Here is a 22,665-nt window from a genome sequence, read left to right on the forward strand (position 1 = left end):
ATGTCGGTGGGTCTCTTCGCGATATATAGCTTCGGGGGCCCCGTAGAGCTTTGGTCTATGGTATACTACGGCCTTAAGGCTTTGACAAACCGCGGCGACTTCGCCGAGGCGTATGTATACAACGGCGGGGTGGAGAGGGTCGAAGTGGACCTCTCTAGAGAGGTGGAAAGATCTCTCCGCGGCTCGGCGGCGGTCGGTTGCGTCTCGCCTAACGGCGGCTGTTGTAGAGAGGTAGAGGGCGGCGTGAGGTGTTCAACCAACGACGGGGGGACATACGTCGAGTTGCGGAGAGACGGGGTTGTGGCAGCTAGACGTGGCGAGTCTCTATGGCATCTAACCCTCGGCGCACATGGGTTTGACTACGCCATAATCTCCACAGAGAGCGCGGCAATTGAGATCCTAGGCGGTGAGATCAGAAGGTCGCTACGGCCGGGGGAAATCATAGAGGTCAGCGAGTTGTATCTAAGGTCAAGAGGCGGCGGAGCCAGCGGCCCGCTCTGCGCCCTTGAGTTTATATATATGGCAAGACCCGACAGCAGAATAGACGGCGTTGAGGTGGCTTCTGTCAGAGAGAAAATTGCTAAGAAGCTTGTAGAGAAGATAAGCTACACACCAGACGTAGTTGTGGGCATCCCAGAGACGGGTTCATATTACGCCGCCCATATAGCTGCTGCCCTTGGGAGGCCCTATCTGCCTGCCTTTGTCGCAACGGCGAGGGGGAGAAGCGCCTTGTTAGACGAAGTGAGAGATAGGATGGCCGTCATACAGCTGAAGGCTAACGTCATAGAGTCAGCAGTGAGGGGGAAGAGGGTGCTCCTAGTAGACGACAGTATGATAAGTGGCATCACCATAAGGCTTGTGGCGCAGATGCTACGTCAGAAAGCCGGCGCCCTTGAGATATATGTGGCGGTAGTGGCGCCTCCGCTGAGGAGAACGTGTCCCCACGGCGTGAAAATGCCGCCGGAGAGCCACATGATCTATAACGCCGTGCCGCCTGACGAAGTTAAATACGCCTTGGAGGTAGACGGCATATTCTACCTATCAGCCGACGAGCTAGAAGAGACCTTGAAAGAGGCCGGGGTCTCGGTCTGCACCCTCTGTATGAGGCCGAGACGATGAGGTATAGAGACGCCGGCGTAGACCTAGACAAACACTGGGCGGTACACAAAGCGGTGTCTCAATACCTCGGAGGCGCCAGGGGGATTTACACAAGCTCTCTAGAGGTAGGCGGCGCCAGACTTACGCTCCATGTAGACGGCGTGGGAACAAAGGCAGTGTTGGCGCTAGAGTTAGACAGACTTGAGGTAGCTGGGAGAGACTGCGTCACAGTAAATGTAAATGATATAGTCTGCGACGGCTTTAAGCCGCTGGCCGTTGTGGACTATGTAGCTGTAGAGCCCCAACACCTAGACAAGGTGCCCAGGGTCGTAGCCGGCGTTGCTTCCAAAGCTGGCGAAGTCGGCGCTCAGCTCTTGGGCGGCGAAACGGCAGTTCTGCCGGGAGTGATCTACGGCATAGACGTAGTCTGCACAGTCCTTGGGATAAAAGCCGCGTACACAAGGCCGCCGGCCCCAGGCGACGTCTTGATAGGTCTCCCATCCACAGGTCCCCACGCCAATGGCTACAGCCTACTACGCCGACTGTTTAAGCCAGAGGAGGAAGTCTGCGGCAGGCCAGCGGCAGAGCTGCTGCTGGCAGAAGTCGCCGACTATAGCCCCGTGTTGAAGGCCATGGAGGAGGACACAGTCGCCGGAGCGGTTCATATCACGGGGGGTGGGTATAGGAAGTTGAAAAAGGCGCTCGGCGGCCTGGGGGCAGAGGTGGCCTTCGACGTTCCATGTCTCTTCAGAGAGATCGTCAAGAGGGGGGTTGAGCCACACGAGGCTTACCAAGTCTTTAACATGGGCATAGGCATGGTTGTCTACACGACTAAAGACCGGCTTGGAGAGGCGCTGAGAGCTCTAGAGCCCCTAAACCCGAGACCCATCGGCGAGGTTAAACAAGGCGGTGGCCTATTGGTAAATTCCATAATAATATAGTTGAGGGGGTTGAAGCTGAGAATGTCCTTTTGGGAAAAATGTTTAACTGTGTTGTGGAGTCAGAAGAGGCGCGGAGACGAGTGTAGGGGTGGTTGTGGAAGTTAGCTTGTTGTACAACTTCTTGGCCTATATCAGCGGCACGTTGTCCCGGTTGTTGTTGAAGCCGCAAGTGGGGCGCCGCAAAGGGGGCTATTGGTAAACGGTATAGAGATCTAAGACAACGGGCAAAGCCCTTCTTAGATACTCGATAAAGCCTGGTTGCTCTGCGAGAGGCGGGAGTAGCTGTGTCTTACATCTGCTGTATCTCCTAGCGATTTCGTTGTATATAACGCCCCGCGTCAGAACCACCGGCGCCGCCGTGGTGACGCAAGGCGCCGAGTCTATGTTTGGCTCGCCGTAGAGAAAGACAACAGGCAGGCCGGTGTGGCGGATCTGCTCCCCGGCGTCTGGCCCGTGGAAGATGTAGAGGTCGGCTCCCAGCCCCCTTAGATAATCCACAAACCCCGGCCAACCGAGGAGGGGGGGCGCTTTGACAGCCGCCACCTCTAGCGCCTTCCGGTAGTCGTTACCCTCTGTGATAAATATAGGCACGCCCAGCCCGCCGCCTCTGTATCTCGGTTCCGCCGCTTCCAGAAAGGCGTAGGAGACACCCAGGGCCTTAGCTATCTCTGCAACTTGTGTATTGTGTATAGAGTCTCTAGAGCCGTGGAAGATCAACACTACGGCGGCTTGGTGCTCTCCGGCCAACTTTATGATCTCGCGCGTTGCGTCTACCACGACTTCGCGGATTATATATATTAAATAAATTTCCACAACTGCCTCTGGAGATCCAACGCTCTAAGCGGGTCTCTGTCCTCGTCCACATGCGCGAGGGCTCTACTCAGCCGGCTTATGTGGGCATGAATCCTCTCAAGCTTCTGAATCCGCCTCCTCTCGGGGAACTTCAGTAGCTCCACGGTTTTACCATCAACAACCAGCCCAACCTTTATGTAGTGGTCTAGGCGGCTCCGTTAAACGTCCAACTTAGAGTTGGGAACGAGAAAGATAAAGTAAGGCCGTCTTCGTCGACTTAAAGAAGGGCGTAGTCTAATCCGAGACATCGTGGTAGACGCAACGCGCGAGATCATAAAGTTGGCCGGAGAGCACCAAGCCGCCATAGTCGTCGATACGATGGAAGACGAGAGTTACCGGGAGCCGAAGGAGGGGGACAGTAGTGGAGTGAAGAAACACTTTCTAGACGGGTTGGGCCAGCTGAGGAGGCGCCTACAACACTTGGCGCAGTGGTATGGACTGCCGTATCTAGAGGAGCGGCTGTACTCAACTGTATGCCCCGCTGTGGCGCGAAGATGAAAGAGCTGAATAACAGGCGGATGCGTTGTCCTTCTTGCGGCTTCAACGACAACCGAGACAACGTGCCACTGCTCTGGGCCAAAAAGAGGTACTTAGAGCTCCTCCAGAAACAATCCGTTTTTTCGCCCATCACACTTTTAAGTTCGTAAGTTTCCTCATTTCATGAGCCACGCCCCCGGCCCTGGGGCCCGGCGACCAAGGGGGGCAAAGCCAGCCCCCTATGACCCGAGCCCCCTCGTCTGGGGTTGCCGAAAGGCGGCCCCGGACGGGCCCCGAGCCCCCCGGGGAGGGCCGGGCGCTACAAAGGGGGGCTGTAGATGCATGCTGGATCCTCTGCTAGTGGGTCTTTGAAATAGGCGAAGGCCCTTGCCCTTGAGCCCCCACATATGTCTTTGTATTTGCAGACGCCGCATCTCCCGCCGAATTCGCCGCGTCTCATCTTTTGGAGGAGTGGGTGCTCTCTATATATCTCCACCAGGCTCCGTCTTCTGACGTTTCCCAGGGGGTAGGGCAAGAAGCCGCTTGGATATACAGTGCCGTCGTAAGCGACGAAGATTATGCCAAAGCCGTCACGTGTGGGGACTATGGTAGGGTCGATCCCCCTTCTGGGCGGGCCCATCAGCTCCCTGAGACGCCCTACCAGCTTTCTATATAGCGGGCTGTCGTAGGTCTTGCCCTCTAGTCTCTCCAACTTTGCCCTTCTATAAAACGGCGCTTCCACAGTCCTCACTTGTAGGCCGTATGTAGAGACGTCTACGAGAAACTGCACAGCCGCTTCGTACTCCTCCGGCGTGATGTCGAGCTCCTCTTTTGCCCTGCCGGCGACTATTAAGAAGAAGACCTCCCACGTCCTCACTCCCAAGTCTGTAATTAACTTGGCAACTTCTGGAAGCTCGGTTAGAGACTTTCTCCAAACGACAGTATTTACCTGGACTTGTATCCCCATGTCAACTGCCGTTTTTATAACTGCCACAGTGTCGCGAAAACTTCCAGCGACCCCCCGCAGCTCGTCATGTGTCTCCTCTCTGGCGCCGTCTAAACTGATAGAAATAGACTTGACGCCGTGTTCTCTAACGGCTTTAAGCGCCTCTTGGTTTAAGTTAGGCGAGACGGCTGGGGCAAGCGACGTGGGGACACCCAGCTGGTTTGCGTAGTCAATGAGGTCAAACAAGTCGTTTCTCATAAGGGGGTCTCCCCCTGTGATCACTAGTAGCGGCTTGGGGTCGCCAAAAGACGCCACTTGTTCAATAAGCCTCTTCCCCTCCTCTGTGTTTAACTCCCCGGGCAACGGCTTCAGTATCGCGTCTGCCCTACAGTGTTTACAGGCAAGGGGGCAGGCCTTGGTAGATTCCCAAAACACGATGAGGGGAGCGCTGTGAAACCTCTCAATGAGCTTCTTAACCTCTCTCACGTCTACTTCCCGACTTGGCTTTTTAACTCTGTAAAAGCTTTTTCAAGAGCTGCCAAAGTGGTCTCCACGACGTCTTGGGTGTGTGCCGCAGAGGTGAAATTTGTCTCGTACTGCGACGGCGCTAGATATACGCCGTGTTTAATGGCTAGCTCGTGTAGCTTGAGGTAGAGCTTTTCGTCGCTTTCTCTCACGTCCTGTGGCGTTTTCACATCCCCCCTCTTGAAGTAGAGCTGGAACATGGAGGCGATTTGTTTAACCACTACGTCGAAACCGGCCCTCCCGGCGATATCTTCTATGCCCTTTGCCAGTCTCTCTGCGGCCTCGTTGGCGATTTTATACGGCTCTCCCTTTTCCAATTCCTCTATAACTGCGAGCCCTGCCGCCACGGAGACCGGGTGGGCGTTGTAGGTGCCCGCGTTATAGACTGGGCCGCTTGGCGCCACCATATCCATGACGTCCGCCCTTCCCCCGAATATACCTATGGGGAAGCCGCCCCCGACGACCTTCCCCAGCGTGGTCAAATCTGGCCTTACGCCGAAGTGGCCCTGGGCCCCGGAAAGCCCAACTCTAAACCCAGTCACCACCTCGTCAAAGATGAGGAGAGCCCCCACCCTCTCCGTCTCTTCCTTCAGCGCCTTTATGAACTCGCGGTCGGGGATTATTAGGCCGTAGTTTGCCGCTATCGGCTCGACGATGACGGCCGCAAGCCTCCCGCCTATTTCCCTAACTGTCTTCACAAAGGCATCGACGTCGTTGTAGGGCACAACGGCGGTGAGCTTTATGACGTCCTGCGGCACCCCCGCGCTCGTGGGGATTCCCCAGGTGGCTGCCCCAGAGCCTGCTTTTACAAGGACGTAATCGTGAGAGCCGTGGAAGTTGCCGTCGAACTTGATGATGACATCCCGCCTCGTGTAGCCTCTGGCAAGTCTCACGGCGTTCATCGTGGCTTCAGTGCCGCTGTTTACGATACGCATTTTCTCGATGGAAGGCACGTGGGCTTTTATCCTCTCGGCGTAGGCGACTTCCTCCTCTGTGAGGAGAGCGTAGATCCACCCCCTCTCCAGCTGTTGCGTCACCGCGTTTTTTACGCGGGGGTGGGCGTGGCCTAGTATAATCGCGCCGAAGGCCATGCAGTAGTCCACGAGCCTCCCCCTGTCTGTGTACAAGTAGGGCCCCGAGGCCCCCTTGGCCACGAGGGGGGCGGCGAGGTGTTTAAGAGCTCTAGCTGGGGAGTTTACACCGCCTGGGAAAACGCCCCTAGCCCTTTCAAATAGCATACGACATATTCCAAATAGTTTTTAATCTATTTACAGTGAGTTTTGTGGGGAGGGTCTACGTCGTGGGGGCGGGGCCAGGCGACCCCGAGCTCATCACGGTCAAGGGCCTCAGGCTATTGGAAAATGCAGACGTCGTACTCCACGATAGACTTGTGGCGCCTGAGTTATTAAAACGCGTAAAGCCCGGGGCCGTAGTGATTGACGTGGGCAAGAGACCAGGCGGCGCCGGCCCCACGCAAGCGGAGATAAACGAGATACTCTTCAAATATGCACAGCTATATAACACTGTGGTGAGACTCCACGGGGGGGATCCCTTGGTGTTTGGAAGGGGGTTTGAAGAGTGTGAATACCTTGTGGCAAGGGGGGTTCCCTGTGAGTTTGTCCCCGGGGTTACCAGCGGTTTTGCTGCTCCCGCACGTTATTACATACCTCCGGTAGTTAGAGGCACTGCGAGCTCTGTTGCGTTAGTCACAGGGAGAGAAGACCCCTCAAAGGGCTTGCGTCAAGTAAATTTCAGACGATTAGCCAACGCCGTAGACACTATAGTCATATATATGGGCGCCTCTTCTGCTGGCGAAATAGCTATAGAGCTCATAGAGGGCGGCTTGTCTGGAGAAACTCCCGTCGCCGTGATAAAATCCGCATATTTTAAAGATGAAGAGTTCTATACTACTACACTAAGCCGTCTCGGCCCTGTGCCAAATCCAAGTATAATAGTCGTGGGAAGGGTCGTAGAGAGGGGGGCTAGGCTATGGGAGGCGGCACGGAGATTGTTGTAGTTAGAATTAAAGAGGGACGTTGCCCCAGCGGCGCATACTGTATATCTATAGGTAGGATAATTCCACGCCCTGATGTTGTTATTCCAGACGGCGACTACTTAGTCATCATGAGCCCCTCTGTGGCTTATTCGATAAATTTAAGCAACGTTGTAAAGAAGTTCAAATGTGTTATATGTGTAGGCCCTTCTACAGCAGAGGCCGTCGGCAACTGTATAGTGCCAAGAGAGTATACGAGCTATGGCGTAGCGCGGTTATTGAAGGAGCTCGCCCCTGGCAGAGTCGTCGTCTTGAGGTCAAGCGCTGGCAACGAGGTGTTAAAGACGTTGGTGCCAAATGTGATAGAAGTTCCTGTCTACGACATTGTATTAGATAGAGACAGGATAGAGGAGGCGGCAAAAGCCATAGTCATGGCAAAAGCTGTGGTATTTACAAGCTCAACCGCCGTAGAGGCGGTAGCTAAAGCTGTAGACCTCACAGGAAAGACCGTAGTTGCAATCGGCGCCGTGACGTCACAAAAATTGACGCAACTGGGAATACCACATATAACGGCGGGTGAAGCTACAATAGAGGAGGCTGTAAAAACGGCGAAAAAAGAGTTAGAATTATTTAAGCCCAAGTAGTTGTCTAACCGCGTCTATAAGTTGGCTAGTGATACTGCTCGTAGCATTTTTAAAGCCGAGTATTTGATTTACGGCGTTTTGAACTACGCCGGTTACCGTAAGTGCAAATGCACTCACAAGCGCCACCGCTACCAACAGTAGTAACACCTCCTCAACAAGTATTGAACCTCTCACATCAATATACTACAGTTTATAACCAACTTTGTCGACAACATAGCGATGTCGTTCTGTCCAGTCAAATTTCTCCAATAATCGCAAATTTTACAACAGAAAGCCTCGCCCTTTAGGGCGGGGGTAGATTTAAGCTATATTTTTCCATGGCTGAACTGGTGAAGACAGCGGAAGAGAGGGGGGCGGGCGCCGCGCGGGGGGTAAATCCAAGCGTGGGATGGCCCTGGCGGGGGGACTCCCCGCCACAATGCCCTCCGCCCGGACTGTCCGCCTGAGGCTCCTCCCCACGACGGCGCAGGAGCGCAAGTTGCATAAGCTGGCAGACGCCGCGGCTAGGGCCTGGAACGAGGTGAACTATCTGAGGAGGCGGCAGTTCTTTGCGAAGCAGGGCGTAGACCTAAGGGGCACGTATAACGAAATATACAACAGGTATAAGCGTATTCTTGCGCCGGCCGCCCTCCAACAGATCCTCAACAAGAACGACGAGGCGTGGCGGAGTTTCTTCGCCCTCCTGGCGAGGCTGAAGGCCGGGGAGCTCCACATGAAGAAGGTCTCTCCCCCCAGCTACTGGAAGGACCGCCTCCTTGGGAAGAGGGTCAAGCGCCTTATCGTCAGAAGCGACCAGTACTACGTAGAGCCTATCAACGACGGAGAGGGCTACATAGTCCTCAAGGACTTCGGCATGAGGATACGCTGGGAGGATAAAGTGGTCTGGGAGGCAGGGCAGGCTGGAGATTGTATACGAGCGGGGGAGGTGGCTCGCCTACCTCCCCATAGAGGTCGGCGTCTGGTCGCCTGCCAGCAACCCCAGAGAGATGTGCAGCCTAGATAAAGCGGCTAAATCCACAAGAACGGCGGAGTCCACCGCGGCCTCTGCAAGAAGTTCAACATCGTGCTAAACGCCGACGTAAACGCCGCGAGAAACATAGCCGCGAAGCTCGGCCACAAGACGCCAACGCCGAGGAAGATAGAAACATATTATCCCACGTCAAACAGATTAACCCCGGACAACGGCCGAGACCCCCACAGTGCGGACCCCGCCCTAAAGGGCGGGGAGGGGGTCATATTTTCAACCCCTAGTTGAGTGTCCAATAAGATAGTCCTAAAAAATACGATTAACCACGGCGACATTTCAAAACTGCAAACGCCATTTAGAACTAGGGCCAAACAACAACTCATTCCCCAGTCCATCGACCATTTAACTTTTCTTCTCAGAAAACTCTCTCTTACATGAACCACACCTCCAGCCCTGGGGGTGGCCGGGCCTTGCGGCTATCCCAACCAGCCCCGCGGTCGTCTACTATGCGGTTGCGGGCCCAAGCCCCCTGGAGACTCGGGCACCACAAAGGGGTTACTTATTTTATAAAGCTTGGCGACGTATGTAAAGGCGCCCAAAGATATAAAAACAAAGTAGATGTGAGGGATGTGCGTATACCTCTCTGGGTCGAGGCTTCACGTCTAAAAGTTCTAATACTTGGCGGAGGCTCTGTGGGGACGCGTAGAGCTAAATATTTTCACACGGCGGGCGCCAAGGTGAGAGTTATTGCAAGAGACGTCACGCCGGAGTTAAAATCCATGGGAGTAGAGATAAAATATGCGGATCTCAACGTCTACGAACCCGCCGAGGATATAAAATGGGCAGACATAGTGGTAATCGCAGTTGATGATCAAAGACTTGCAGAGAAACTCTTTAGACAGGCTGAGGCGTTGGGCAAATTGATAAACGACGCCACAGATGCCACACGTACACACGTGGTAGTGCCCTACGAGAGAGAAATCGCAGGACTAAGAGTAGCAGTCACTAGCGAAGGCGCGGCGGGCACGCCGGCTAGACTTTCACTAGACATAATAGAGGGCTGTATTAAAGAAAGCTGGATTCCAGTATTCTATAGTGTATATAGAGAGCTAAAGAACGAGGCAAAAACATTGATAAAAAACACAAAAACAAGACTACACTTCTACCAAAAGTTAGTTGAAGATGAAAAATTTATGAAATATGTAAAAGAAAAAGACGAAAAAGCTGCAATTAAACGGGGAAGAGAACTGCTACACTCTATCCTAAATGAGGAAAAGGCCGCCTAGCCCTAGGGCGCCTAGGGACTCACTCGCACCGTCACTTGTAGTCTCTGGCGGCAACGAAAGTAGTTAACAACGTGGCCAACACGTGCTTCTCAACGCTCAAGACAAGCACCACTACGGCCATGGCCACCACGGCAAACCAAAGAGCAGAACGGATTCGCAGTGGCGAAGCCCCTGTGATGGCAGTCGTCGCGGCGTCGGCGAGCCCACCGTCGCTGTGAGACAGACGTATAAGGTAGTTGAAAGGGAGGTGTGGACGGGTTTGCGCCAACTTTTTTATGACTGTGGAGGTATGGGCTCAGTACTGTTCTGTCCAAAGTGTGGAGCCAAGATGGCAGAGGAGAGAAGGCGCGTTATGCATTGCCCCGCCTGCGGCTTCAAGGCGCATAGAGACAATGTGTCCGTGATTTAGACAGAGAAGAGGTACTGGGAGCTACTCCAGAAACAACCCGCTCTCCCCACTCCGGCGACTACCACATTTTTAACCTCGTAACTCTCTCTATTTCATGAACGGCGCCTGGCCCTCTGGGCGGTTGACGGGGGCGCGCAGAAGGCGAAAATCGACCGTTAGACGCCACGTCCCCCGTATGACCCGCCCTCTCGCCCCGGCACACCCGAGGCGGGCCCCCAAGTCCCCCAGGGAGGGGCCAAGAGAAAGATAGGGGGACAAAGCCCATAGACTGTCGTTATAACAACGTTACTCTCTTCATTTCAGATGGTGTAAAAAACACATTTTAAAACTTTATTATCAGGGTAAAACGTTTTGACATTTGATGGGGAGAAGACCCGGTCTGATATATGAAGAGGGCATTCTGCACCGACGTGAAGTGATGATCCGCCAGTGGCCTAACGGTGAAGACCTCACCCTTTGCTGATTTTAAGTTCCCACAACATATAGATTTTAGATGATGTACAGAGGTGGCCCCCTCAGCGATTTTATGAGCGAGGGTTGGGGGTGCTGAAAATATTTTGATTACTTCGCCAGTTTATACAATAGCTCTCTAAGTACTATATGTTTGTTAAAGTTGCCTGTCTTTATCCACCTCCCACATGCTCTATATGGCGCGAGGATGTATACGCCGTGGCTACACACTGCCTCCTCCACCGCTATGTAATATGGTTTCGACACCACGAGTATAACTGTGGAGTTTTCAATAAGCTCAGCTATAGCGTTTAGAAGGCCAACAGATCTAGCCCACTTCTTTATTTCCTCAGGCGACCTCCCGCTTAGAGTCACATCATACGGCTCTAATACTTGATTCTCATGTACCAACCCATATCTAGCAGATATTATATACAAAGCGGCGGGAACCCCAGCAGATCTAACCTCGTCCAACACTTTTACAATTCTTCTCACAGAAGGCCCTCTGTATAGCTCTCTAGCTGGCGCGGCAACTCTAAGCTTTTCGGCAGTACAGTTGGTAACAATTGAAAACACATAATTATATTAATACCAAAATTAAAGATGACGCCATGGATTTCTTGACGGCGATTGTATTGGGGGTAGTTCAGGGAGTGTCCGAGTGGTTGCCCATAAGTAGCAAGACGCAGGTTATGTTTGTCTCACAACTACTACTGAGCGCAACGCCTGAGCTCGCCTATTCGCTGGGACTCTTTCTCGAGGCCGCGTCGGTATTAGCCGCATTGATATATTTCAGACTGGTGTATCTAAAAATTTTGAGGGGGTTTCTTGGAGACGCCGAGGGAAGAAAATGGCTGACTTACGTAATAGTAACCACCGCCGCAACAGGCGCCGTGGGAATACCGCTTTATATGGCGGCAAAACGCTACCTACTCTTAGGCGCAAGCGCCGGCTGGCTTATGGTTGTACTTGGCGTCGCAGTCATATTTAACGCAGTACTTCTTCAGAGAGCCCGCTCGGTGGCGGGGCTTAAAACCTTTGACGACATGACTCTTGGCCACATGGCGTTGGTAGGCCTAGCCCAAGCCCTATCGGTGTTGCCTGGCATAAGCCGCTCTGGCATAACCACAACAACATTGTTACTACTCGGCTACCGGCCAGACGAAGCTTTTAAATCTTCTTTCGTCTTAGTGCCAATTGCAGGACTCGGCGCCACAGCCTTGGCCTACCTCTCAGAAGGGGGCGCAGTGGCCACTCCCGAAGTTATTACAGCTATGTTGATAGGGCTTGTAGTTAGTCTTGTAACTATAAAGGCTCTGCTAGAATTTGCAAAAAGTAAACATGTCACACTTGTGAATATAGTAGTAGGCACTTTGGCAATAGCCGGAGGAATTACGAGAATTCTACTTAGTTCTTAACGTAGATACATACCTCCTAACGCCGTATATCAACAACGCTTCAAGCGGTATCTGGGCCCACTTGACGAGTATCTGGCCGAGAATTATCTGAGCTTCTGGGCCAAAGGCCAGCGATATAAACACTGCCGTGTCTACCACTTGCGAAATAAGAGAAGAGCTATAAACCCTAGCCAGTATGTGGAGACGGGGCCACTTAGTCACAATGTAGACGTCTACCGTAGAGGATATGAGGTAGGCGGCGAGGGAGGCAAGCGCAATCCTGGCGGAGGGGGCGATTACCGAGTCCACCACGGCGGCTCTCTCGGCGAACCACGCCGGCGGGGGTAGCTGAGCGGCGGCCCAAGCGGCGAAGGCCACCGCCGCCTGGAAGAAGAAGCCGAGCCTCACGGCCCTCATGGCGAACTGCCTCCCGTAGAAAATCGCCATGGCGTCTAACACGGCGACGTTAGTCATAAATATGACAGTACCCGCAGGCGCAACGCCAATGCCATAGTCCACAAGTTTGTTAGCAATAAACTGCGCCGCTGTGAGCGTGCCGAAGAAAAGGCCTACAAGTACCGTGTCTATCTTCTCTTTCCATAGCCAAATTAAAAGTAGGTAGATTAAGTATAGAATAACTCCGTAAGCCCAAGCTTGAAATACTGCTAGCATAAACGGCGGGCTTTACCTCAGCTTAAAAATTTAAAGCAGGCATTTGTCGAACATGTGGATTTTCTCACCGCAGTTAGAAAAACTGTCGAACTCCGGCTGGCCACAGAGCCGCCGCCCCCCACGAGAACAACTCCATTGCTAGACTTTACAAAAGCCCTCGGAGACTTCGGCATTATTGCAGAGTATAAACGTGCGTCGCCCCGCGGCGTAGTTAGACTAGACCTCCCGCCCTGGGCTTACTTCGCAGAGCTATACAGCTACGCCTCGGCCTTCTCCGTCCTCACAGAGCCCTTTTGGTTCCTCGGAGACTATCGCTTCATACCCATAGCCAAAACCTTCAAGCCCGTCCTCATGAAAGACTTTGTAATAGACAAGAGACAGATAGAGATGGCGTATGGCTATGGCGCAGATGCCGTCTTAATAATATACCGGCTTGTAGATAGAGAAAAGGCCATGGAGCTCGCCGAATACGCCCAGAGACTGGGTCTCACCCCCCTGGTAGAGGTGGACAACGTACAAGACGCCAAAGAGGTCGCCACGTGGGGCGGAAGGGTGGTAATCGGGATAAACGCCAGGGACCTCCGCACTTTAGAAACAAACCTCATAAGGGCCTTTGAGATAGCCAAGTCGCTAAGAGGAGATGTAGATTACATAATTGAGAGCGGCATTTCCAAGCCGGAGGAAGTGGAGAAGGCTTGTCTCCTATACGCCAGGGGGGTGTTAATTGGCACAGCTCTTATGAAAAACCCCGCCTTGGCAAAAGAGTTAAAGACGGTAGCTGAAAACTGTGTTGCAAGACGCTAAATGGATAAGCTAAAGGCCGCGTTAACCTCACTTATTGCAGGCATTGCAGTAACTGCACTTAAGATAACGGCGTGGCTACAGAGTTTTTCTGTGGCGGTGCTTGCAGACGCAGTCCACTCCGCAGTTGATTTACTAGCGGTTGCTATTACATATCTAGCAGTTAAAACTAGCGTAAAACCTCCAGACGAAGAACACCCATACGGCCACTACAAAGCGGAGACATTAGGCGGAATAGGTGGATCTCTAGCAGTAATGGCGTCTGCAACTTTTATCGCATATGAGGCATTTACAAGACTAGTGCGGTGGGAGCCATATACGCCCAGCTTAGCTGGCGTTGTTACAATGGCTATAGCCATAGCGGTAGATTTCAATAGAGTAGTTGTCCTCCGCAAATTTAGAGGAGTTTCAAGAGCTCTCGAAGCAGACGCCCTCCACTTCTCCACAGACCTTGCCTCATCTTCTGCCATACTTGCACTACTTATCTTCGGCGTAATTTCTGAAAAGTATGCGCCAGAAGTTTTCACACGTTGGAGCCCGGCGATAGATATCGCCTTAGCCACCGCCATAACTATATACTTCATAAAGCTAAGTCTTGCACTACTTAAATCATCTATAATTGAGCTATTAGACTACGCCCCACCTGATGTTGTTATAAAAACACGTCAACTTGTACAAAGAGTCGCCGGAGTACAAGCTGTAAAGACTGTAAAAGTAAGAAAGGCCGGCGGAGTATACCACGCCGATGTAACAATAGCAGTAGATGAAAATCTCACAGTTAAGGAAGCTCACGAAATTGCAGACCAGGTAGAGAAGACTCTAAAAGAAGAGCTAGGTGGAGACATCGCCGTACACGTAGAGCCGCACAAGCCTAGCCAGAGGCCTGAGGAGACTCCTTCAGCTGCTTCTCGATCTCCTCAAGAGCCTTCTGGACCTCCTTCTCGATCTCCTCGATAGGCTTCGGCGGCGGGGTGGTGGCGAGGGCGTAGCCGACCCACGCCAGTATCCCCAAGACGGCGGCCACAGCCGCGAAGGCAGTCAGCTGGAGGATAAACAACTGCCAGGGCGAGAAGAAGACAAGCCAGCCGTACAACACAATGCCAACAACCCCAGCCACAACAAGCCCCAAGCCGATAGCCTTATCTCTATGCATGACTACAAAAAACCCCGGGTTTATATATGTTAAATCATCTAAAGCGGACAGCTCTGATGAAGCGTATAACACAGGACGTAATAGAGGTAGCCAGCAAGCCCTATGGGAGCTGTGAGGCCGAAGTAGCCGAACCAAATAGCCACCACCTCAAAAATAGACACCAAAACCGCCAAGATGAGAGCTGTCGCCGCCGCCTCCTCAAGGGTATAGACCCCAAGAGCCATGGCGAGACCGGGGTAGAAGGTGCTGTAGAGCGCTTTCTCCCCAACAATAACGCTGACCCCCTCATCGTCCTTCCCCTTAGCTATGAAGATAAGCCCCACGATAGACTCGGGAATCACTGTGGCTATGGGGACGAGGATTATGGAGAGGGCGAGCTTGTCAAGTCCGGCGGCCGCCCCCAGATCCTTGATCCCGCCTACGAGCCACTCGGCGCCAAACGCCATTGCCAAAAGAGCCGCCGCAGTCTGCACCGCCGGGTTCCTAAGCCAGAGGGAAACGCCGGCCTTCTCCACCTCCTCCTCTCTAAGCATAAACTTGGCATATAGGAAGTAGAGGACGAGGAGGAAGACTCCATACAGCTGGCCGAAGACGCCGTAGCGCTCCGGGTGGAGAAACAAGATGGGCAAGAGGGGAATGGTAAACACAAGCAGGGGAACGGCCACAATGCGGTGGACATGCGGAAGCTTGTACCTCCTCCTCCCTAGAGCCCACGCCGTTATGCTTGTCAAAATGACGACGGGGTAGATCACAGTAGCCGCCATAAACGGCTGAGCCACTATAGACCCCCAAGCGATCTCTATCTGCCCCCGCAGAAGCGCCACGGTAAAGACGGCCAGCTCTGGGCTTGAGGTTATGATGGGGGCGAAGATAGCGGCAACCCCCACCGCCGCGCGCCTATATCTCCAAGATATGTAGTGAACTAATTGCTCAATTAACACACCAGCGAGGATAGTCAGTAAAATACCAACTACCACTCCAAAAGGCCCAATTGAGGGGACTAGAGACACCTCTGCCATAGGGCCTGGAGAAGAGACGCTTTTTAAAATTAGTGGACCGGCCGGGATTCGAACCCGGGATCACCCGCGCGCGAGGCGGGCATCCTTCCGCTAGACTACCGGCCCTGTTTTGCAACACATGTAGCTTAAAAACTTTATCCATGATTCACTCTCTGTGCACAGAGCCGTGAAGAAAACGGAGGATGTAAACCGATGCCGTGCACAAGGCTTAAATATCCCACACGATCCTACTGCCATGGCGACGAAAACTCTCTACCTTGCGGCCGCCCTGCTGGCCATCGCGGCGGCCGCCCAGACGACGCCAAAAATTGTGGTGTCGTTCCCCGCCTATAACGTCGTGCTCAGCGAGGCTTTTCCAAATGCAGACGTGATCCTCATCACAAAGGGGGCGTCGGACCCACATGAGTACCAGCTGACGGCTGAAGATCTGCAGATGCTCGCAAGCCTTACTCCACGCGACGTCGTCGTCCTCTCCATGCACGCGCCCTTTGAGCAGAAGATCGCCGAAATGGCTAGAGACAGCCAGATAAAGGCCAAGGTCATAGACCTCACAAAAATCCAGCAGTATCTAACGTACGACAACGGTGCAGTGAACCCCCACGACCACGGCATATACCCGCCCAACGTCCTCAAGCTGGTAGCCGCCGTGGCAAACGCCACCGGGCTAAAGCCAGACCCCACCTTCCTACAGAAGCTACGGGAGCTCAACTCGACGTACTGCTGTAGATTCAGTGGAAAAGCCGTGGCGCTGACCCCAGCCGCGCAATATATACTCCACTGGCTTGGATACAGAGACATAGCCGTCCTCATCAAAGAGCCGGGTGTACCACCCACCCCCCAAGACCTCCAAAAGGCCCTCCAATACGCAAAAGAGGGCGCCCCAGTCCTAGCCGCCGTGGTGCGCGGAGAGGCTCTACGTATAGTAGACCAGTTTAGACAGAAAGCCCAGGAAGCCGGAGTAAACCCCCACATAATCACGGCAGACTTCTCCAAAAACTACATCCAGACCCTAGAAGCTACAGTTAGACAAATAGCGGCGGTTGCCCAAATGTCCTCAGCCGCCGAAACCACAGCCAAACAAGCAACACAACAGAACACGGCGGCTACCCAGACGACGCACCCAGCCGCTGGCCCAGAACTGACCATCCCAATCGCAGTAGCCGCCACAGCCATCGTGCTATTTGCCGCAGCTCTACTCCTCCTCAGGAGGAAAAAACAATAGGTTTTTTCACCGTCTGCCGCCTGTCCCTACGCCTAGGGACTTTCTCCTCGCCCACGCCGTCATGGGTATCCATGATACCTCTGGCGTGGGGTCATTGGGCATGGGGCCGGGCGGCACGCGGCCCTCCGCGAGCGCCCTCCTCTCGATGTTTATCACGGCTGCTATATACGCCTTCCACACCTGAAAGGCCTTCCCCGCCGCGTTTCTCACTAGGCCGCGCCGTAGGAAGTCAAGAGCCGGCCTAGCCTCGACAAGGGTCTCCAGAAGACGCGCCGTAGCGTAATCTTCATTTGTGGACTTCGGCAGAGACCTTTCTAAAACTCGGCAGACGCCACAGTATATTTCGCAATTCGAAGTATTTGGCAAGAGATGAGGCAGCGAGAGATGTCGTTATGCTAATAGGCGAGTGGAGGTTTTAAAGCTACGTGTTGGATGGACGTACGAGTTTGACGAAGCTCTACTAGAGCTTAGAAAGGCGTTGACCCTCGGCAAGTGAGGAGCTGGTCTCGTGGGTCTGGAGACTGGGTACTGGTCGGTCGGCGTTTACTGTGGGCGAAAAGTTTAATAAGGTGTTAGAACTTTGGAGTTATGTATAAGCTGTTGCTTCATGTAGATAGCGACGATCCTGCGCCGATGTCTATCGCGTTGTCTAATGCGGAGAACTTTCTTGCGGCTGTTGGGCAGGGCGAGGTGGCTCTGGTGGCTAACGGGCCTGGGGTGAGACACTTCGTCAAGGGGTCCCAGTTTGGGAGTAGAATCGCGTCACTTGCTAGGAGGGGGGTCAAGTTCTACGTCTGTAACAACGCGCTTAGGAACTTGGGGATCGACCCCACGTCTCTTGTGGCTGAGGCAGAGGTTGTGCCTGCGGGTATTGTAAAAATCGTGGAGTTAGTCCAGCAGGGCTATATATACGTCAAGCCTTAGTCGCAGAGCTGGCCGGCGGAGCCGTAGCCCCCTCCGCCTGGCGTTTCTATTATGACTTCGTCGCCTTCGTCGAGCTCCACGGTGTCTGACCTTATGGCGACTTCTCCGCCCCTCCTCCTCTTGACTACGACTCTTGCCGGTTTTCCGGGGCAGCCGCCCTCTAGCCCCCATGGCCGCGTGTCGAAGCGGCTAGCTATTATCGAGAGGGTGGCCGGCGCCAGCGTCTTGAAGGCCCGCACTATTCCGTCTCCACCTCTGTATCTGCCGGAGCCTCCGCTCCCCTCGCGTATCCTATAGGCGGTGAATTTGATGGGATATGTCCTCTCTGCGATTTCTATGGGGGTGTTTAGAGTGTTTGTCATGTTGACGTGGACGCCGGAGACGCCGGGGCTGTTGGGACGCCCGCCTGTCCCGCCGCCTATTGTCTCGTAGTAAGACCAGTATCTGCCTCTCCAGACGCCCCCGATCATTACGTTCATCATTGTGCCAGAGCCCGCCGCGGGGATCCTCCCTGGGAGGGCCTTGGAGAGGGCCATGAAGACGGCGTCCGCCACCCTCTGGCTGGTCTCTAGGTTGCCGGCGCCTACCGCGGCGGGTTTCACTGGATTAACTATAGTGCCCAAGGGGGCCTCCACCTTTATAACGCTATAGAAGCCGTGGTTTGTCGGCACGTCGGCAGCCAACGCCGCTCTAACTGCGAAAGACACCGCGGAGTAGGTCACCCCGAAGACGGCGTTTATGGGGGCGTCTACCTGTCTCGCCGTGCCTGTGAAATCTGTCCTCACTCCGCCATCTCCGACCTCAAGCGTGACTCTCATGGGTAATAGCTCCCCCCTCCAGTCTAGGTAGTCCACTGCGTCGAATCTGCCGCGGGGCCACTTGGAGATTTCGCCTAGGGTCAGCCTCCTCCCGTATTCGACGGCCTCTCTCCAAGCGTCTAGCACCTTCTCGCCGTAGCGTTCAAATAGCTCCCTCACTCTAGCCGCGCCGACGCGTGAAGCCGCCAACTGAGCCTCTAGGTCGCCTTTTGCGACTTCTGGCGTTTTGAAGTTCTCCAAGATGAAAGATAGGGCCTCTCTATTTAGCTGTCCTCTCTTCAGTATTTTTACGGGCGGTATGACGACCCCCTCTTCGTATATAGTCTTCGCACGTGGATTAAGCGACGCAGGGAGGGGCCCTCCTACATCTACATAGTGTGCTTTCGAGGCTATGTAGGCGACGAGTCTCTCCCGCCAGTAGACTGGATACAATACGAGCACGTCGTTGAGATGAGTCCCGGCGATGTACGGGTCGTTGGTTAAAACAGCGTCGCCCTCTTCCAGCCCCTCTCCCTCCAAGGCCTTTAGTAAGTTTATAATTCCGATATGGAAAGAGCCTAGGTGGACCGGTATGTGCTCGGCCTGCGCCACGATGCGGCCTTCTGCGTCTACCACCGCGACGCTGTGGTCCATACGCTCTCTGATGTTGGGCGAGAATGCGGAGTTCCTCAGCGCGATCCCAGCCTCTTCGGCGATGTACTCAGTGGCTTTGTATATGATCTCCCACCTCATAGTCTCAGCTCTAGGCCGTATCTCTTTACTTCCGCCTCCCACCTCGGCGGCACCACTGTGGTGGAATAGTCTTCGACGATTAACGCGGGGCCTCTCACCCGGTAACCCAGCGGTAGCTCCGCCCTGTTGTAAACTGCGGCTTTCGTCCAGCCGTCGAAATACGCCTCCTTTTCCCACGGCGCTGGACTCCCCCTCTCCGGCGGCTGTGGGAGCTTCGGCTTTTGTCTCTTCACGATGGCGAACACGCGTATTGTCACAACCTCTATCGGCTTGTCTAACACAAATCCGTAAGTCGCCTTGTGTTTCTCCTCGAAGGCCCGTCTGACGGCCTCGGGCGTGAGATCTTGGCCTAGTGGGATCGTGAGCTCCCAACCCTGCCCCACATATCTAACGTCGGCATATCTCACGTAATAGTCAGGGCTGTATCTGGCCAGCTCCTCCTCCAGCCGTCTAAACCCGCCCTCTAGGTCTCTGGGGTAGGCCATCCTAGCCTCGAATCTAAAGTCCGCCATGAGCATGCCAAGAGAGGTGAACACCCCAGGCAGAGGGGGCACCACCACGCGACTTATGCCGACCTCCTCGGCAAGCTCAGCTGCGTGTTGTGGCCCCGCCCCGCCAAAGGCCATGAGCACAAAGTCTTCCGGGTTTAGACCTCGCTCCACCGTGACTAGCCTTATGGCTCTCGCCATCTCTACATTTACCAGTTTTATTGCGTCTGCAGCTACGTCGACGGGGTCGCCCAGTTTGCCTAACGCCTCTACGGCGGCTTTTGTATTAAGCTTCAGCGCGCCCCCGGCCAACACCTCCGGAATTCTGCCAAGGGCTAGGTTTGCATCTGTGACCGTGGGCTGGGTGCCTCCCCTGCCATAAGAGACGGGCCCTGGGTCCGCCCCGGCGCTTATGGGCCCCACCCTGAGGGCGCCTCCCGCGTCTCTCCAAATGATCGTCCCCCCGCCTGCGGAAACTTCAGCGAGGTCTACAAAGGGGAACCTCACAGGGTAGCCCGAGCCTTTGACAAGCCTCCCTCTGTGGCTCTCCCCGCCCACCTCATACTCTGTAGTTATAGAGGGCTGGAAGTCCACCACCGTGCCGGCCTTCGCCGTCGTTCCTCCCATGTCGAAGGAAATGACTCTGGCCTCGCCCGCCAGCTTGGCCAGCTCAGCCGCGGCGACGACCCCAGCCGCGGGGCCCGATTCGACAAGCTGTACAGGCCTTCTGGCGGCTTCCTCTACCGTTACAAGCCCGCCGGAGCTAGACATAACGTAGAGCGCCCCGCCCCTACCCTCTACGAACTCCCTCAGACGCGACAGGTAGCGGCTTACCAGCGGCATTAACGCTGCATTTACCACCGCAGTGGAGAAGCGCTCGTACTCCCTAGGCTCGTGCGCCACCTCATATGACGCAGTGACGTAGCTAAACCACCTCTGGAGCACCTCCTTGGCGGCCTTCTCGTTGCTGGGGTTTACGTAGGAGTGGAGGAAGGCCACTGCGGCGCTCACGGCGCCCATGGCCTTAGCCCTGGCAGCCAGCGTCTCTACCTCTGCGGGGTTTACAGCCTTCTCTATTGTGCCGTCTGCAAGTGTTCTCTCGTCGACTTCAAATCTAAGCTCTCTCGGCACAAGCTGACGTGGCTTGGCAAAGTAGAGGTCGTACAGCCTAGGCCTGTTCTGCCGCCCTATCTCTATGACGTCGCGGAAGCCCCTCGTAGTAAACAGCGCCACCTTGGGAAGCTCAAGCCCCACTTGGCCAAGGAGGGCGTTTGTACCAATGGTAGATGCGTGTAGAACTTCGTTGAAGCCCATCTGCGAGAGCCCCATAATCACGGCCTTCTCTGGCTCTCTGGGGGTGGAGAGTATTTTCAAAGTGATTATGTCTCCTCTCTCGTCTACTGCGACGAAGTCTGTAAAGGTCCCTCCGACGTCCACAGCGACTATTTTCATTTCTTTACACGGAGGGCGTATGTTAAAACTCCTACGAGGCCTAGAGTTGCCAATATGGCTAGGTAGACACCAGCTAGAAGTCTATCGACGCCCATGATTACAGTCATCACATATGGCGCTGTCCCTGCAAATACTGTGTTGCCAATTTGATAAGCAGAGGAGACGTCGGTGGTTCTAACTAGAGTGGGAAAGAGCTCGGCTAAGAAGGCGGCTTCTGGTGTATACACTATCCCATGGGCGAGACCGGTGAGTATTGCCACAGCAAAAAACATAGGCACGTTGGAAAGAGCTTGGTTTATAAGTAGCGCTCCGATGATAAATAAAATGATTCCCAGGGTAATAGGCACTACGTTTCCCACTTTTTCTGCAACAAAGCCGCTGGCTATTATTCCCAGTAGGTCAAAAACTGCGAATAGTACAATTGCTAAAAACCTCGTCGGAGCGTCAACGAGCTTAAGCGCGCTTGCTATATTGGGAAGGAAGGTGTTCCCGTAGTAAAATACTGCCCCAGCTGCGCCGGCGAGTAGGATACCGACCAATAACTCCTTCCAGTATTTTGTAAACACCGCCGCCACAGGATTTTCAATTTGCATAACGGTTTTTCTAGCCTCTATATATTCTAGTGTTTCGCCAAATTTAAACCTGAAGAACAAGCCTATAACTACTAACACCAGAGATAGGAGAAACGCAACTCTCCAACCCCACGCCGAGACTGCGGCGTCTCCAAGCACGTAAGTTAATATCAACATTACGCCTGCCGCCAGGAGGAGACCTAGGGGCACCCCGCTTTACGCCGCTTCCGACGGGGTTATGGGCAGGTATCTCGGCGGGGGCGTCTCCGAAGTGGCTTAGGCTTGAGTCTCGTGATTGTTACTGTCGGTAATTAAAGGAGGTTATCCAAACTGGTAGTTGAAGATTTTACACACTTTTTACTGACTGCGCCTGACGTGTTGCATATTTTTCAACGGGGTCTATATCCTCCCGTTTGTACGTTGTACGTGGAGTCTATATGTGTTTCACTTGCCTGGCTTGTGAGACGCGGATTTGCGGGGTAAGGCTGTGGGATTATGTAGCCGGTCTCCATTAGGTAAAGCGTGACGCGGACTGAAGTTCAAACTTTTGGAGAACTCCCCCTCCATATATCTTGTTATAAGGTGTTGTTTAAAAAGGTAGAGGATTGCAACGGCTTATGATTTGTCCGTACTGTAGCTCTGGCAAAATAGTGTTGCAGAGCGGCGAGTATGTGTGTAGAGAGTGCGGCACGGTTGTGGGGTGGCGCCGCCCAGAGTTACGCCGCCGCGTTGCTGCCCTCTTAAGGGGGGCAGACAGACGAAGTTGACAGCGACGTGGTAAAGTTCTACTCGAACAGGAGTTTTCCTGAAAAACGCAGTGCGGCGAA

General features: G+C 54.0%; 26 protein-coding genes, 1 tRNA gene and 3 pseudogenes. 15 read left to right on the forward strand and 15 right to left on the reverse strand.

Translation table 11 applies throughout. The features are described from left to right. Window positions 1-1,119 (forward strand): phosphoribosyltransferase family protein, encoded by a 1,119-nt coding sequence (locus tag PISL_RS00575; protein ID WP_011761869.1) that lies wholly within the window; start codon window positions 1-3, stop codon window positions 1,117-1,119. Beyond that, window positions 1,116-2,039 (forward strand): phosphoribosylformylglycinamidine cyclo-ligase, encoded by a 924-nt coding sequence (locus tag PISL_RS00580; protein ID WP_011761870.1) that lies wholly within the window; start codon window positions 1,116-1,118, stop codon window positions 2,037-2,039. The genes PISL_RS00575 and PISL_RS00580 overlap by 4 nt, the downstream gene beginning before the upstream one ends. 189 nt (window positions 2,040-2,228) lie before the next feature. Here the strand turns inward: PISL_RS00580 and PISL_RS00585 are convergent, their stop codons facing one another. Then, window positions 2,229-2,759, reverse strand: a complete 531-nt coding sequence (locus PISL_RS00585; RefSeq protein ID WP_245218474.1) for a sirohydrochlorin chelatase family protein — start codon at window positions 2,757-2,759, stop codon at window positions 2,229-2,231. Beyond that, window positions 2,754-3,046, reverse strand: a pseudogene (locus PISL_RS11220) (zinc ribbon domain-containing protein); the annotation flags it as partial. The gene PISL_RS00585 and the pseudogene PISL_RS11220, both read right to left, overlap by 6 nt. A gap of 79 nt (window positions 3,047-3,125) precedes the next feature. Between PISL_RS11220 and PISL_RS10400 the strand changes: the two are divergent. Next, a pseudogene (locus PISL_RS10400) lies at window positions 3,126-3,538 on the forward strand (zinc ribbon domain-containing protein); the annotation flags it as partial. A gap of 149 nt (window positions 3,539-3,687) precedes the next feature. Here PISL_RS10400 and PISL_RS00595 read toward each other — a convergent pair. Continuing rightward, window positions 3,688-4,800: a TIGR04053 family radical SAM/SPASM domain-containing protein gene (locus tag PISL_RS00595; protein ID WP_011761873.1), complete on the reverse strand. Its 1,113-nt coding sequence runs from the start codon at window positions 4,798-4,800 to the stop codon at window positions 3,688-3,690. A gap of 2 nt (window positions 4,801-4,802) precedes the next feature. Next, complete coding sequence (gene hemL / locus PISL_RS00600; RefSeq protein ID WP_011761874.1) at window positions 4,803-6,077, reverse strand: glutamate-1-semialdehyde 2,1-aminomutase; 1,275 nt, start codon at window positions 6,075-6,077, stop codon at window positions 4,803-4,805. Window positions 6,078-6,121: 44 nt separating this feature from the next. Here hemL and cobA point away from each other — a divergent pair, with 44 nt between their 5' ends. Both cobA and PISL_RS00610 read left to right on the forward strand, forming a co-directional pair. Beyond that, window positions 6,122-6,856 carry a uroporphyrinogen-III C-methyltransferase gene (gene cobA, locus PISL_RS00605; protein ID WP_011761875.1) on the forward strand — a complete coding sequence of 245 codons (735 nt, stop codon included), beginning with the start codon at window positions 6,122-6,124 and terminating at the stop codon, window positions 6,854-6,856. After that, window positions 6,829-7,476: a uroporphyrinogen-III synthase gene (locus PISL_RS00610; RefSeq protein ID WP_011761876.1), complete on the forward strand. Its 648-nt coding sequence runs from the start codon at window positions 6,829-6,831 to the stop codon at window positions 7,474-7,476. The genes cobA and PISL_RS00610 overlap by 28 nt, the downstream gene beginning before the upstream one ends. On the opposite strand, the gene PISL_RS00615 is transcribed toward PISL_RS00610, so the two are convergent. Next, entirely contained in the window at window positions 7,459-7,650 is a 192-nt protein-coding gene (locus PISL_RS00615; protein ID WP_011761877.1) for a hypothetical protein, read from the reverse strand. The two genes, PISL_RS00610 and PISL_RS00615, sit on opposite strands and share 18 nt — an antisense overlap. A 244-nt stretch (window positions 7,651-7,894) precedes the next feature. On the opposite strand from PISL_RS00615, the gene PISL_RS00620 reads away from it, so the two are divergent. The 3 genes from PISL_RS00620 to PISL_RS00625 all read left to right on the forward strand — a co-directional run bounded on the left by PISL_RS00620 (window position 7,895) and on the right by PISL_RS00625 (window position 9,729). Continuing rightward, entirely contained in the window at window positions 7,895-8,479 is a 585-nt protein-coding gene (locus PISL_RS00620) for a helix-turn-helix domain-containing protein (RefSeq protein WP_011761878.1), read from the forward strand. A 60-nt stretch (window positions 8,480-8,539) separates the two neighbouring features. Next, on the forward strand, window positions 8,540-8,731 hold the full coding sequence (locus PISL_RS11225) for a hypothetical protein (protein ID WP_245218407.1): 192 nt from the start codon (window positions 8,540-8,542) through the stop codon (window positions 8,729-8,731). Between the two features lie 341 nt (window positions 8,732-9,072). Then, the gene (locus PISL_RS00625; protein WP_053240232.1) at window positions 9,073-9,729 is read left to right on the forward strand and encodes a precorrin-2 dehydrogenase/sirohydrochlorin ferrochelatase family protein; all 657 of its coding nucleotides are present in this window, start codon (window positions 9,073-9,075) and stop codon (window positions 9,727-9,729) included. Between the two features lie 31 nt (window positions 9,730-9,760). On the opposite strand, the gene PISL_RS00630 is transcribed toward PISL_RS00625, so the two are convergent. Continuing rightward, window positions 9,761-9,997 carry a hypothetical protein gene (locus PISL_RS00630; RefSeq protein ID WP_053240233.1) on the reverse strand — a complete coding sequence of 79 codons (237 nt, stop codon included), beginning with the start codon at window positions 9,995-9,997 and terminating at the stop codon, window positions 9,761-9,763. A 21-nt stretch (window positions 9,998-10,018) separates the two neighbouring features. Between PISL_RS00630 and PISL_RS11605 the strand changes: the two genes are divergently transcribed. Continuing rightward, window positions 10,019-10,138, forward strand: a complete 120-nt coding sequence (locus PISL_RS11605; protein WP_342364422.1) for a zinc ribbon domain-containing protein — start codon at window positions 10,019-10,021, stop codon at window positions 10,136-10,138. 561 nt (window positions 10,139-10,699) lie between these two features. Here PISL_RS11605 and PISL_RS00635 read toward each other — a convergent pair. Continuing rightward, window positions 10,700-11,164: a DUF6884 domain-containing protein gene (locus PISL_RS00635; RefSeq protein ID WP_011761881.1), complete on the reverse strand. Its 465-nt coding sequence runs from the start codon at window positions 11,162-11,164 to the stop codon at window positions 10,700-10,702. A gap of 35 nt (window positions 11,165-11,199) precedes the next feature. Between PISL_RS00635 and PISL_RS00640 the strand changes: the two genes are divergently transcribed. Beyond that, window positions 11,200-12,006, forward strand: coding sequence for an undecaprenyl-diphosphate phosphatase (locus PISL_RS00640; protein ID WP_011761882.1), 807 nt, complete (start codon window positions 11,200-11,202; stop codon window positions 12,004-12,006). Here PISL_RS00640 and PISL_RS00645 read toward each other — a convergent pair. Next, on the reverse strand, window positions 11,992-12,657 hold the full coding sequence (locus PISL_RS00645; protein WP_011761883.1) for a queuosine precursor transporter: 666 nt from the start codon (window positions 12,655-12,657) through the stop codon (window positions 11,992-11,994). The genes PISL_RS00640 and PISL_RS00645 overlap by 15 nt on opposite strands. Before the next feature lie 54 nt (window positions 12,658-12,711). On the opposite strand from PISL_RS00645, the gene PISL_RS00650 reads away from it, so the two are divergent. Both PISL_RS00650 and PISL_RS00655 read left to right on the forward strand, forming a co-directional pair. Beyond that, a complete protein-coding gene (locus tag PISL_RS00650) occupies window positions 12,712-13,461 on the forward strand; it encodes an indole-3-glycerol-phosphate synthase (RefSeq protein ID WP_011761884.1) in 750 nt (249 codons plus the stop codon). After that, window positions 13,462-14,415, forward strand: coding sequence for a cation diffusion facilitator family transporter (locus PISL_RS00655; RefSeq protein ID WP_011761885.1), 954 nt, complete (start codon window positions 13,462-13,464; stop codon window positions 14,413-14,415). Here PISL_RS00655 and PISL_RS10410 read toward each other — a convergent pair. The 3 genes from PISL_RS10410 to PISL_RS00665 all read right to left on the reverse strand — a co-directional run bounded on the left by PISL_RS10410 (window position 14,330) and on the right by PISL_RS00665 (window position 15,735). Then, window positions 14,330-14,611, reverse strand: a complete 282-nt coding sequence (locus PISL_RS10410) for a transcriptional regulator (protein ID WP_011761886.1) — start codon at window positions 14,609-14,611, stop codon at window positions 14,330-14,332. The two genes, PISL_RS00655 and PISL_RS10410, sit on opposite strands and share 86 nt — an antisense overlap. Before the next feature lie 38 nt (window positions 14,612-14,649). Continuing rightward, the gene (locus PISL_RS00660) at window positions 14,650-15,630 is read right to left on the reverse strand and encodes a sodium:calcium antiporter (RefSeq protein ID WP_011761887.1); all 981 of its coding nucleotides are present in this window, start codon (window positions 15,628-15,630) and stop codon (window positions 14,650-14,652) included. Between the two features lie 33 nt (window positions 15,631-15,663). Further along, a tRNA-Ala gene (locus tag PISL_RS00665) sits at window positions 15,664-15,735 on the reverse strand. 130 nt (window positions 15,736-15,865) lie between these two features. Between PISL_RS00665 and PISL_RS00670 the strand changes: the two genes are divergently transcribed. After that, window positions 15,866-16,852: a metal ABC transporter solute-binding protein, Zn/Mn family gene (locus tag PISL_RS00670; RefSeq protein WP_011761888.1), complete on the forward strand. Its 987-nt coding sequence runs from the start codon at window positions 15,866-15,868 to the stop codon at window positions 16,850-16,852. A 129-nt stretch (window positions 16,853-16,981) separates the two neighbouring features. Here PISL_RS00670 and PISL_RS11235 read toward each other — a convergent pair. Continuing rightward, a pseudogene (locus PISL_RS11235) lies at window positions 16,982-17,194 on the reverse strand (PaREP1 family protein); the annotation flags it as partial. Between the two features lie 246 nt (window positions 17,195-17,440). Here PISL_RS11235 and PISL_RS00680 point away from each other — a divergent pair. Beyond that, entirely contained in the window at window positions 17,441-17,776 is a 336-nt protein-coding gene (locus PISL_RS00680) for a DsrE family protein (protein ID WP_011761890.1), read from the forward strand. Here the strand turns inward: PISL_RS00680 and PISL_RS00685 are convergent. From PISL_RS00685 to PISL_RS00695, 3 genes are read right to left on the reverse strand one after another with little or no spacing between them, the layout of a single operon-like run. Continuing rightward, complete coding sequence (locus PISL_RS00685) at window positions 17,773-19,326, reverse strand: hydantoinase B/oxoprolinase family protein (RefSeq protein WP_011761891.1); 1,554 nt, start codon at window positions 19,324-19,326, stop codon at window positions 17,773-17,775. The two genes, PISL_RS00680 and PISL_RS00685, sit on opposite strands and share 4 nt — an antisense overlap. Next, window positions 19,323-21,266: a hydantoinase/oxoprolinase family protein gene (locus tag PISL_RS00690; RefSeq protein ID WP_011761892.1), complete on the reverse strand. Its 1,944-nt coding sequence runs from the start codon at window positions 21,264-21,266 to the stop codon at window positions 19,323-19,325. The genes PISL_RS00685 and PISL_RS00690 overlap by 4 nt, the downstream gene beginning before the upstream one ends. Beyond that, window positions 21,263-22,015, reverse strand: a complete 753-nt coding sequence (locus PISL_RS00695) for an MFS transporter (RefSeq protein ID WP_245218408.1) — start codon at window positions 22,013-22,015, stop codon at window positions 21,263-21,265. The genes PISL_RS00690 and PISL_RS00695 overlap by 4 nt, the downstream gene beginning before the upstream one ends. Before the next feature lie 440 nt (window positions 22,016-22,455). Between PISL_RS00695 and PISL_RS10420 the strand changes: the two genes are divergently transcribed. Next, a complete protein-coding gene (locus PISL_RS10420) occupies window positions 22,456-22,605 on the forward strand; it encodes a TFIIB-type zinc ribbon-containing protein (protein WP_167827581.1) in 150 nt (49 codons plus the stop codon). The last annotated feature ends 60 nt before the right edge of the window (window positions 22,606-22,665 follow it).

The sequence above is a fragment of the Pyrobaculum islandicum DSM 4184 genome, assembly GCF_000015205.1.
GTDB classification, from domain to species: Archaea; Thermoproteota; Thermoprotei; order Thermoproteales; family Thermoproteaceae; genus Pyrobaculum; species Pyrobaculum islandicum.